A 10,402-nucleotide genomic window follows, 5' to 3' on the forward strand; every position below is an offset into this window, starting at 1 on the left:
CCGAGGAGACGCGCATGGCTCGCGAAACAAGCTTCTTCGTCCAGGCGTTCAACGCCGGCCGGGAGGATTCCTGAAAGCCGATGCTCCGATCGCCTGCAAGACGGCAAGGGGTGCACTGCAGACGGCAGAGAGACTAGCGTTAAGCAAGCTCGGCGTCATTGCCTTCTCATCCACCGGCGATCCCGAGATGGGTGACTACGACGACGGGCCAACCGTCATCTTTCGCAAGGGCGAGCTTCCATCCGCATTGGGCTGAGGTCGATCGCGCGCGCCGAAAAAGCTGGTGACTTGGACGGCCACGCGTGCTCGAGGCACAGCTATCGATGGCTGTGGTGGCTCAAGAGTCCGGAATTAGGACGCACAACGTCGCCGAATAATGCCTGGCGGCGTTGTGTCAGTCCGGACTATCTGTCTGCACTGAGTGTGCCAAGGTTAACGCTCGCCCCGTTGCTCTCGAATGGAGCCTGGAACCAATTTCACGGGACAAACCTGGTAAGAGGTGACCGGATGCCGTCCCCCTCGGTATCCGATGAATGACGGCCCCAGTTCTTCCCCCTGCTGGGGCCGTTGTTTACCGGACCAGCAATATCCCCTGGCTCCGTCAATCGATCTGAATACGGACTTACGCCGCCGGCGAAGTCAGAGAAGCGATCGGCACATCGAATGCGTACACGAAGCCGGTCGGCTCGTAGGTCAACCGCACGTCGCCCTTGAGCTGCTTGCCCAGCGTCTCTATCAGCCTCGTGCCGAAGCTGCGCTTTTCTGGAGGGTGCACTGCCGGACCGTCTTTCTCGGACCATGCAAGGTGCAAGCGCTGTGTCTGTGGCTCCAGCGCCCAGGCGATGTCGACGTGTCCCTCCGGGACCGACAGGGCGCCAAACTTCGTGGTGTTCGTGCAAAGCTCGTTAAGCGTCATCGCGACGGCGATGACGGCACCCGGCGTCATCCGGATATCTGGTCCCGAATCGAGAATTTCGGCACATCCGGACTGTCAAAGGCTTCGGTGGCTCCGCGGACGACGGTGTCAAGATCTGCGCTGGTCCATCTTGCCTGTAGAAGGAGATCGTGCGCTCGTCCGAGCGCCAGCAGACGGCCTCCGATCGCGTGCTGCGCGTGTTCAGCACCCTGCAAAGTGCGCAGGCTCTGGGAGACGATGGCCCCCACGGTCGCGAGCGTGTTCTTGATGCGGTGGTGCAGCTCTTCAAGGATCAGCCTCTGCAGCTTGTCGGACGCCTCGCGCTCCCGCGCCTTAATGCCGGCGTTGGCAAGCAGACTGCGGGTGTTGATCTCGGCCTGCGCAAGCAGAAGCCGCAGGCTGACATTCTCCGCCGCCAGAAAGTCCTGGTGCGGTTCTGCGCCGCTCCCGGCGCGCTGGTCTGTATGGAGATCGTCTTCAGTCATCCCCAATTGTATCACTCTGAGTTGGTTGCCGCACCGATCTTCGGCGGGCTCTGACGACGCCATCAGACGATGTTGCCGGCATTCGACGTGAAGGCTGCCGTCGTCAGGTCTGGCCGATCATGCTCTGCATCTGGGCTATCATTTGCCTGGCGTCGAGTGGCTTGCCGAAAAACTTGCTGCAGGCAGGCAGATCGCTGTTCGACGGGTTCAATTTTCCCGACACCACAATGATCTTGATCGACGGCCAACGTTCATGCACGGCACGTGCAAGTCCCAGGCCGTCCATGCTGCCGGGCATCTGGATGTCGGTGCACATCAGCGCGATGTCGGACCTGGATTCCATGATCGCGATGGCTTCGTCGGCATCCAGGGCTTCAACCGGCGTGTAGCCGGCGTCTTCCACCATGTCGACTGCGCGCATGCGGAGCATCATCTCGTCCTCGACGATGAGTACGACGGCTGGAACGCATGAAAGATCGAGCACCATCGGATGGGCGTCCACGAGAACGGCTATCGACTCGGACAGGCGGTCGATCAGGGACAAGCATCTCGGCGCCCATATGATCCATGCCAGAGCGCTCTTTTCCTGAATACGCGAGCCAATCACGATGCGCGAACGGTGGATCGGGAAGGAAGTCGCGCTAAACGGCCGCCATTGTGCCGGCGCGCGCCGCTCTTGCTGAAGAAATGCTCGTGCATTTCAGCGGCATTTCGCAAGTTGCCTCGTTCATCGCCTCCGCTGATCTCCCGGCGGGCTTCATCCAGGGCGGCCACCGCTCTGGCGTCGCCGCGTTCTTTCGTCGAGGCGAACGCCTGCCTGAGCCGATTGTGTCGGCCCGCCGAAGTGGACTACCATTGAATGAGCATCGCGGCGGCGATCAGCACCACAAAAAAGCTCGGCAGCAATACCGGGGGCACCAGCCACTCGCGAACACTGAACTTGTGGAGATTGAACATATCGGTCGCCTTTTGGTCGCGGCGGGGGCGGAATGCTCTCAGTCACCGATGACAGCCGGGGAAGCGCGCGGTGATATGGAAGATATAGTGACACGTCGCCGAATAACGAGGTTGGTTGAAACTTATTTGTCGGGCTGGATCGAGCAGGGTTGTAATCCGATTCCGGCGTAGCCATTTATACTTGACCGCAACCGGATCGCTTCAGTCACACTCCCGCTGCGCGTGCTTTCGCCACGCCCGATCTTGTCAGCGATATCGATGGCCGTCGAATATGTCTCGGTGCGGGTCTGCAAACGGGCAGGGCGCCTCGTCCACCGACAAGCTGATCGGTCACAGCCACATGATTGAGTTTCCAAATCACAGTCGTTCATATGATCGAACGCGGCATGCCGTGCGATTTTGGGGACACGATAGCGCGATAGAGGCATCGTTTTTCATAGACGAAGGCGCGTTGAGGCGCATCCAACCAGATGCCCATCCTGACGAGTCGGGTCTTCTGAATGCGTTCGATTCCAACCGTGATCGGATATGCGCCGCCGCTGCCAAGGTCTACGTTCGCGGAAGCAGAGGTTCTTACGATCTGGTCGCCGCCAATTTTTGAGCGAGTATCTATGGCGGAGCCTCGGTCCTGATTGGCGAAAGGTTCGAACCGGCGGAGCAACGCTGGTCTCGACGATCCGATCGCTGAAAGACATCGGGGCAACGGCGCTAGATTCGAATCGAGATACACGCGATCAACCGCCTGAGAGGATATCATGGTTACAGATTTTGCGTCGACGTTCCTTGCGTGTGGAGGAATTTTCCTCCTCTCCTTTTCATGACCTTGGCGTTCTGGTTTGTCGAACGGCTGCGCGGCGCGAGTGCACCCCAGTTGGGGAGGTGAGGCCAAGTTTAGTTAGGACACTCAAATATTTCAGATTACGACGGAACGAACGATCTTTGCAGTTCTTGGTCCTCAGCAATCGGTGATCTTATCTCCGAGAGCCTAGCCTACTGACCGGTCGACATTTTGCTCAATGCCCGGCGGAAGGTTTCAAGCGGCCTCAGATGCCACCCCGCTCTGAGGTCGTTTCTCTGGCGCCCCTTGATCGACCGCGTGCCGTCCGGCAAACAATGGATTCACGAAAACAAGTTCGACGGTTACCGCGTTCAGAACCACATCGCCAATCCGCGGCGATGGTGTTCACGCGGCGCGGAAGGACTGGACGGACCGGAAGATCGCCAGCAGCCGAGGAAGATCGCCAGCAGCCGAGCCAGCCTTGCGCTGCTCCAATTCGAAGACTATCAATGTAGCCACACTAGAAGCGCGCCACTCAAGACGAGGCGTCCTTGAAAACATCGAGGTTGCGATGCATGGCAGTTCCTTTCCATCTGCCTCGCTTAGTCAAGAATTAGGACCGAAGCGCTCGCTGGCTGTAACCATCATCAACATTCTCGGCACCGGCGATGTCGTGGCGGCGGCGGGAGCACTCGCTGGTCACGCCCTGTTCAGGACACCGTGGTGTTACGGACGTTTACCGTCGCTTTGTGCATCGACTGCTGGGTCGATACGCGTTAGTTCTCTGGATTGTCCATCTTCGAATATATTTCCGATCAGCCCGGCCCTCGTGGCCGGGCCTTTCGTTCTAGGAGGCATCGCGGCGGCCCACTTGAACCTAGTGTGCTCAGCCCCGGGGCGAGGAAAGCCACTCGTTCACCTGGGAGGCCGTATCGACTTGTTGGGCTCTTCGGATAAGGCGCTCGCGTTTGATGCGCGGCAGAGTACCCGTCGCTTGTTGGCGCAAGCGAACAGCCGCTTGTGCCAGTCTAGTTTGATGCGTTTCAGATTGTTGAATACGACGCTGCCTATGCATGCGCTGCTCCATCCCTTCGGGATTGGCGGGAGCGCGACCGGCGTTCTCATCACCGATGTTTGCCACGGTACCGGGCGGTGACATGGTGATTGTGGGCCCTAAATCCGGGACATGCCACAAAATAAGCCAAGGCGTGGAAGGGAACCGACCCGAAACGCCCCCGAGAGCGGGTAGGCCGCGCCATGTCCAGGGGGGAGCGGGGCCGATGCGAACTGCTGAAGTCCGATGCGGCACGATGGGCCCTATAGCTCATTGCGACCTTGATACTCCCGACGGCCGCTAAAATCGCTCTAGCGAGGCACAGCGTTACAAAGGTCCAATCGCGTTTCTTCATGTCGATCGCGGATCCCGCGTTGGGCGGATAGGCGTCGTTGGCGATTTTTTTGAAGCGGCGGGTCCAGTCGTTGCCGCGGCGAGAAGACCTTGCCGGTAGACCGCGTGGTTTTGGCCAATCCACAGAATCACTTCGCGTTCGTTGCCTAACTTATCGTTCTTACCCTCTACAAGATCGCGCAGTAGAAATGGTTTTGTGCAACGGCCGCTTCCATCTGTGCCCGCTCAGCCAATCCTATCGCAGTGTGGTCGTCCATTTCGTACGCGTCCGGCGAAGACCCCGGCCGCGGTGCTTGAGCACCGTTAGCCTGTGGCTGCAGTCTTGGATTGTTGAGCGGCTTTCCAAGTCCACGGAAGCAGATCGGCGACTTGGCTGGCGCGATGATCAGGAAGCCGCGACAGCACGTCGGCTAGCCAAGGTTGCGGATCAACATCATTCATTTTGCAGGTCTCGATCAATGTATAGATGGCGGCTGTGCGATCACCGCCAGCGTCAGAGCCGGCAAAAGTCTCCGATAGCGATGCCACGCAAGGCACGTTCGGTTGCGTTGTTTGACAAGCAGCCACGACCGTCGTCGAGGAAGCGGGTGAACGCTGGGCAGCAATCCGCAGGCGTTGAGATTGGCCAGAGGCCTTTGCTTCAAACTCCCGAACAACTGGCTAAACTCGGCGACGAATTCTCCTGATTACTTACTCGCTCGAATTGGACAGAACTGCAATTTCGGTTCGGGCGCGCATATCGCGCTGTAAAATAGAGAAAAACTGGCGACCCGACACGATTCGAACGTGTGACCTTTGCCTTCGGAGGGCGACGGTGACTCTACAGCCGTCAAACGCTGAATAATACTTTCAATCCATCGCGAGTTCGGGCGTGAACTGGCTCGCCATTTTTCCCGAAGGGTGCATTCAAACCCGTTTGGCTATTTGTTGTGGGAAGAATCCGGCGGACTAGGAATCACGCTCGATCACTGCACAAGAATGATGAACCATGATTGCGCGTGCAGTTGGGCGGTGAGTGGGATTGTTATGCACGAGGATCAGCGCGGTGGCGGATAGTTCGAGCGCGCGCTTGATCACTTCGCGCGGATAGACCGGCGTGTGGTCGACGGTGCCGATCTGCTGCACCTCATCGGCAATGAGCTGATTGCGCTTGTCGAGGAAGAGCAGGCGAAACTGCTCCTTGTCGGCGAAGGCCATGCTGGAGCGGCAATAGTCGAGCACGTCGTTCCATGACGACAGCGCGTTGCGCCGCTTCACCTCGCCCTTGGCGACGCGGCTGGCGGCGGCGGCGATCAGCTTGAGTTGGTTGACCGAGGATTCGCCGATGCCGTCGACCTCGCGCAGGCGGGCCACGGGGGCATGGATCACCTCGGCAAACGAGCCGAAGCGCCTCAGCAGTTCCTTGGCGAGCGGCTTGGTGTCGCGCCGTGGGATCGAGGCAAACAGCGCCATCTCCAACAGTTCATAGTCGCTCAGCGCGTCGGGGCCGGCGCTATGGAAGCGCTCGCGCAGGCGCTCCCGATGGCCGTGGTAATGCGGCGTCTCGGCGGGCTGGTCGGTGGGGTCGCTGGTCTTGGCGGGCATCGCCGCCAAACATGCCGTGCCACGCGGTTTTTGCAACCATGAAGTGCCGCGGACGCATCGAAGCCTACGATATGCGCCGGAAGATCGGCGGGTCTTGATCGCTTCCGCGTGATGGGCGGCCAGGAATCGTTGCGATTCGGCTGCGAGCCGGCCACATTGAGGTGACTGGGGGATTGTCGTCGATTGCCGGATATCGGGTTATGTCGAATGAATTCCACCCATGAAAAGCACAAGCTCGCATCTCAGCCGGAGCAGCCGGCCTCGCCAGGGGCACGCGGGCTCGAAAGCTACGGCACCTGCGGGCTTCTGGCGTCTTCCGCCGATCGCGGCTGGTCGGACATAACGGCGGAGCTTCGCAGTCACGATAGTGGCACGATCGCCTGGAAGAGCCCGCAGCCCGACATCGAAATTTGCGTCGACGTCCGCGGCAATGGGTCCGTGGTCACGCGCGAGAGGTATGGCATCACCGATCGCAGCGTCTCCGAGCGCGGAACGATCTGGCTTTCTCCGCCGGTGGTCGGGCATGGCCTGATCGATCTGTCCGACCCCGTTCCGGCGGTCCTGCACGTTTATCTTCCGCCGAACCGGTTTTCACCGGAGAGCTTTGGTGAAGGGGCCGCTCCATCCGTCATGACGTCGCTGCGCCATGAAAGCAGTTTTCGCGATCCGCTCGTCGCCGAAATCGCATTTGCACTCACGTCCGAGCTGGAGCGCGAGACGTCTGCCGGCAGGCTGCTCGCGGAGACGCTGGCCTCGAGCCTGGCCGCAAGATTGGTGCAAAACCACTTCGGCAAGCTATCGCTCGACTTCTTCGCACCTCCCGCTCGCGAAGGGCTTGATCGGCGCCGGTTGGCACGTGTGCTGGATTACATCGAAACGAATCTGGAGGGCGAATTGACGGTCGGCCGCCTGGCATCGATCGCGTGCTTGAGCCAGTTTCATTTCTCCCGCGCCTTCAAGGTCGCCGTCGGTCGATCGCCGCACCGCTATGTGAGCGCAAGGCGGCTCGAACGTGCCAAGGAACTGCTGGGACAGAGGGAGCAGCCGCTGGCTGATATCGCGCTCAGGCTCCGATTTTCGTGCCAGGCCAATTTCACCCGCGCGTTCCGGCAGGCGACCGGCCTGACGCCGGCTCAGTACCGCCGCAGCGTCGTGGCCTGATTTGTTACGGATGTAACCGATCCGCGTCCGCTGATCCCCCGACAGCGGCAAGAAATGACAACAGCAGAGCAAGCGAGGCAAAGCCGTGTCCGGTCGAATGGTGCATCTATCGCTCCCATACACCCCAAGCAATTGCGAGGAGCGAATATGACATCAGAGCGAAAGGTCGTCATTATCACCGGCGCGTCACGCGGCATCGGCGCGGAATTGCTGAAAGCCTATCGCGAAAACGGCTACCGCGTCGTGGCCACCGCCCGTTCGATCGGCAAGAGCGACGATCCGTCGGTCCTCATGATCGAGGGCGACATTGCCCACCCCGAGACCGCCGAACGCATCTTCAGCCTGGCGATCGAGCGCTTCGGGCGAATAGATACGCTTGTCAACAATGCCGGCGTGTTCATTGCCAAGCCCTTCACCGAATATTCCGCCGCCGATTTCGCAAAGGCGGTCGCGGTTAATCTCGCCGGATTCTTTCATCTGACCCAGAAGGCCGCGGCCCGAATGCTGCAGGCGGGTTCGGGCCACATCGTCAATATCACGGCAACGATAGCCGAACAGCCGATGGCGTCGCTGGCGGCGGGTCTTGCGGCGATGACCAAGGGCGGGCTTAACGCGATCACGCGCTCGCTCGCGATCGAATATGCTCCCCGAAATGTCCGGGTGAACGCGGTTTCGCCGGGTGTGATCAGCACGCCAATGCATTCGCCCGAGGCCCACGGCTTTCTCGCCGGGCTGCAGCCGATCGGCCGAATGGGCGAGATGCGGGAGGTCGTCGATGCCGTGATGTATCTTGAGAAGGCATCTTTCGTTACCGGCGAGATCCTGCATGTCGATGGCGGCGCCTCCGCCGGCCGCTGGTAGGAGATGCGCGATGTGGTCCGACCGACGTCTGCTTGAATTGTTTGGGATCGAACACCCGATCGTGCTGGCGCCGATGGCTGGTTTCGCCACGGTTGAACTCGCGGCGATCGTCTCCAATGCCGGCGGCCTCGGCTCGATCGGCTGCGCCACCATGGACCTGCAGCGCGTCACCAACGCGATCGCGCAAGCGCGGCGGCTGACCAGCAAGCCGGTCAGCCTCAATTTCTTCTGCCACGAGCCGGCGAGGGCCGATGCGGCGCGCGAGTGGGCGTGGCACGACCGGCTGTCACCCTATTATCGCGAACTTGGAATTGACGAAACGACACCGCGGCCGCGCACCGACCTTGCGCCGTTTGGCGGTGCGATGTGCGAACTCGTCGAGGACGCGAGGCCCGACGTGGTGAGCTTCCATTTCGGCTTGCCGGCATCGCCGCTGGTGGCCCGGATCAAGTCGGCCGGCTGCAAGGTGATCTCGTCGGCGACGACGGTCGCGGAAGCGCGCTGGCTGGAAGACCATGGCGCCGATGCGGTGATTGCCCAGGGCTATGAAGCCGGCGGTCACCGGGGCACGTTCCTCGGTCGCGACCAGAACCGCGCGGTCGCCTCGCAGCTCGGCACCTTCGAACTGGTGCCGCAGATCACTGACGCGGTCAGCGTGCCCGTGATCGCCGCGGGCGGCATCGCCGACGGACGCGGCATTGCCGCCGCCCTGTCCCTTGGTGCCTCGGGAGCGGAGATCGGGACCGCCTTCCTGCTTTGTCCGGAAGCGGCGACGCCACCGCTGCACCGCGATGCGCTTCGCCAGGCGCGCGAGCTTGGCACTGTGGTGACGAACGTGCTTTCCGGTCGACCGGCGCGTGCCCTGGTCAACCGCCTCATCGCCGAAGTCGGTCCCTTGTCCGACGCTGTACCGGATTTTCCGCTGCCGATGGGCGAGCTGGCGCCGCTGCGCGCCGCGGCGGAGCGAAAGGGAAGCCGTGACTTCACCCCGATCTGGGCAGGGCAGGGCGCCGCGCTGGCCCGCGAACTCCCTGCCAAGGCGCTGATGCAGACCTTGGTGAAGGAAGCAGTCGAGCGCCTGAAGCGCGTCAAGGACGGCTGAGATCCGCTAGATGCTTCGCGTTGGCATCGCGGCTTGCGTCACGCTATGATCGGCCGTCCCTGCCAATGCAAAGAGGTCTCGCCGCGTGACGTCGTTTAGGGCTATTCGGGCGCGGGCCGAGAAGCGCAAGGGTGGCGCGAAAGCGCTGGAGAAGCTATTGCCGCCGGCGCCGAACGCGAAATCCCTGGCCAAGCTGAAGGATGATCGCGTTCTCGCCGAGATGACGAAGCGGGTGTTCTGCGCCGGCTTTGCCTGGAGCGTGATCGACGCGAAATGGCCGGGCTTCGAAGAGGCCTTCCTCGGCTTCCAGCCCGAGAAGCTCGCATTCGAGCCGGACGAATTCTGGGAGCGGCTCACGAGCGACACGCGCATCGTGCGCAACGGCGCCAAGATCATGTCGGTGCGCGACAACGCCCGCTTCGTGCAGGAGATCGCGGGCGAGCACGGCAGCTTCGGCAAATTCCTGGCCGGATGGTCCTCTTCCGACGAAATCGGGCTGTTGAATCTTTTGGTCAAGCGCGGCAGCCGGCTCGGCGGCAATACCGGCCAGATGCTCTTGCGTTTCCTCGGCTGGGACGGCTTTGTCACGTCAAGGGACGTCGTCACCTGCCTGCGCGACGCCGGCCTCGATATCGCGGAGGAGGTGAAGTCGAAAGGCGATCTCGCCAAGGTGCAGGCGCAGTTCAACGCCTGGGCCAAGGAGACCGGGCTGCCTTACGTTCATCTCTCGCGCATCTGCGCGATGTCGATCGGGGAGAATTACGAGGCAGCCGAGCTCAGCCGCCGCATGGGAGGCGATGACTGATTAGAGCATGATCCGGAAAAGTGGATACCGGTTTTCCCTCGCGACAAACGCGAAGCGTTTGCGCGGAGATCATGCTCAAACAAAAAGATAGAGCGGGATGATAATTCGAAGAAAAATCATCACGCTCTAGACGTGGCCCGGCGCGGTTTCGGTCTCAGCACATTGCCGGCACTTGCAAGCAAGGCTCGCGGCCGGGACGATCTGTGCGGAACGCCTCGATGAAACGGCCGTCCTTCTGGGTCACGAAGACGGTCCTGCCATCGGGGCCGCCGAAGGTGAGGTTGGTCGGTTCTTTTCCGAGCAGCGGCACTTCCCGCTCGAGCGATCCGTCGGCGGCGAAGATGC

General features: G+C 61.2%; 8 protein-coding genes and 3 pseudogenes. 6 read left to right on the forward strand and 5 right to left on the reverse strand.

The features are described 5' to 3' along the window. Positions 1–622: 622 nt before the first annotated feature. Both CWO89_RS13405 and CWO89_RS13410 read right to left on the reverse strand, forming a co-directional pair. A pseudogene (locus CWO89_RS13405) lies at positions 623–1,401 on the reverse strand (sensor histidine kinase). A gap of 103 nt (positions 1,402–1,504) precedes the next feature. Then, positions 1,505–1,888 (reverse strand): response regulator, encoded by a 384-nt coding sequence (locus CWO89_RS13410; RefSeq protein ID WP_130579129.1) that lies wholly within the window; start codon positions 1,886–1,888, stop codon positions 1,505–1,507. Positions 1,889–2,088: 200 nt separating this feature from the next. On the opposite strand from CWO89_RS13410, the gene CWO89_RS45835 reads away from it, so the two are divergent. Both CWO89_RS45835 and CWO89_RS13415 read left to right on the forward strand, forming a co-directional pair. Further along, positions 2,089–2,529 (forward strand): hypothetical protein, encoded by a 441-nt coding sequence (locus CWO89_RS45835; protein WP_165421131.1) that lies wholly within the window; start codon positions 2,089–2,091, stop codon positions 2,527–2,529. 169 nt (positions 2,530–2,698) lie between these two features. Further along, positions 2,699–2,959 carry a DUF1488 family protein gene (locus CWO89_RS13415; protein ID WP_130579114.1) on the forward strand — a complete coding sequence of 87 codons (261 nt, stop codon included), beginning with the start codon at positions 2,699–2,701 and terminating at the stop codon, positions 2,957–2,959. 1,888 nt (positions 2,960–4,847) lie between these two features. Here the strand turns inward: CWO89_RS13415 and CWO89_RS13430 are convergent. Both CWO89_RS13430 and CWO89_RS13435 read right to left on the reverse strand, forming a co-directional pair. Then, positions 4,848–5,139: pseudogene (locus CWO89_RS13430) on the reverse strand (transposase domain-containing protein); the annotation flags it as partial. Between the two features lie 353 nt (positions 5,140–5,492). After that, complete coding sequence (locus tag CWO89_RS13435) at positions 5,493–6,128, reverse strand: JAB domain-containing protein (RefSeq protein WP_130579131.1); 636 nt, start codon at positions 6,126–6,128, stop codon at positions 5,493–5,495. 207 nt (positions 6,129–6,335) lie between these two features. On the opposite strand from CWO89_RS13435, the gene CWO89_RS13440 reads away from it, so the two are divergent. The 4 genes from CWO89_RS13440 (at position 6,336) to CWO89_RS13455 (ending at position 10,057) form a co-directional block, all read left to right on the forward strand. Continuing rightward, positions 6,336–7,289, forward strand: coding sequence for an AraC family transcriptional regulator (locus tag CWO89_RS13440; RefSeq protein WP_130579116.1), 954 nt, complete (start codon positions 6,336–6,338; stop codon positions 7,287–7,289). A 147-nt stretch (positions 7,290–7,436) separates the two neighbouring features. Next, on the forward strand, positions 7,437–8,150 hold the full coding sequence (locus CWO89_RS13445; RefSeq protein ID WP_130579118.1) for an SDR family NAD(P)-dependent oxidoreductase: 714 nt from the start codon (positions 7,437–7,439) through the stop codon (positions 8,148–8,150). A gap of 10 nt (positions 8,151–8,160) precedes the next feature. Continuing rightward, positions 8,161–9,252: an NAD(P)H-dependent flavin oxidoreductase gene (locus CWO89_RS13450; RefSeq protein WP_130579120.1), complete on the forward strand. Its 1,092-nt coding sequence runs from the start codon at positions 8,161–8,163 to the stop codon at positions 9,250–9,252. A gap of 85 nt (positions 9,253–9,337) precedes the next feature. Further along, positions 9,338–10,057 carry a DNA-3-methyladenine glycosylase I gene (locus CWO89_RS13455; protein WP_130579123.1) on the forward strand — a complete coding sequence of 240 codons (720 nt, stop codon included), beginning with the start codon at positions 9,338–9,340 and terminating at the stop codon, positions 10,055–10,057. A gap of 154 nt (positions 10,058–10,211) precedes the next feature. On the opposite strand, the pseudogene CWO89_RS13460 reads toward CWO89_RS13455, so the two are convergent. Continuing rightward, positions 10,212–10,402: pseudogene (locus CWO89_RS13460) on the reverse strand (SMP-30/gluconolactonase/LRE family protein); the annotation flags it as partial.

This window comes from Bradyrhizobium sp. Leo170 (assembly GCF_004296405.1).
Taxonomy (GTDB): Bacteria; Pseudomonadota; Alphaproteobacteria; order Rhizobiales; family Xanthobacteraceae; genus Bradyrhizobium.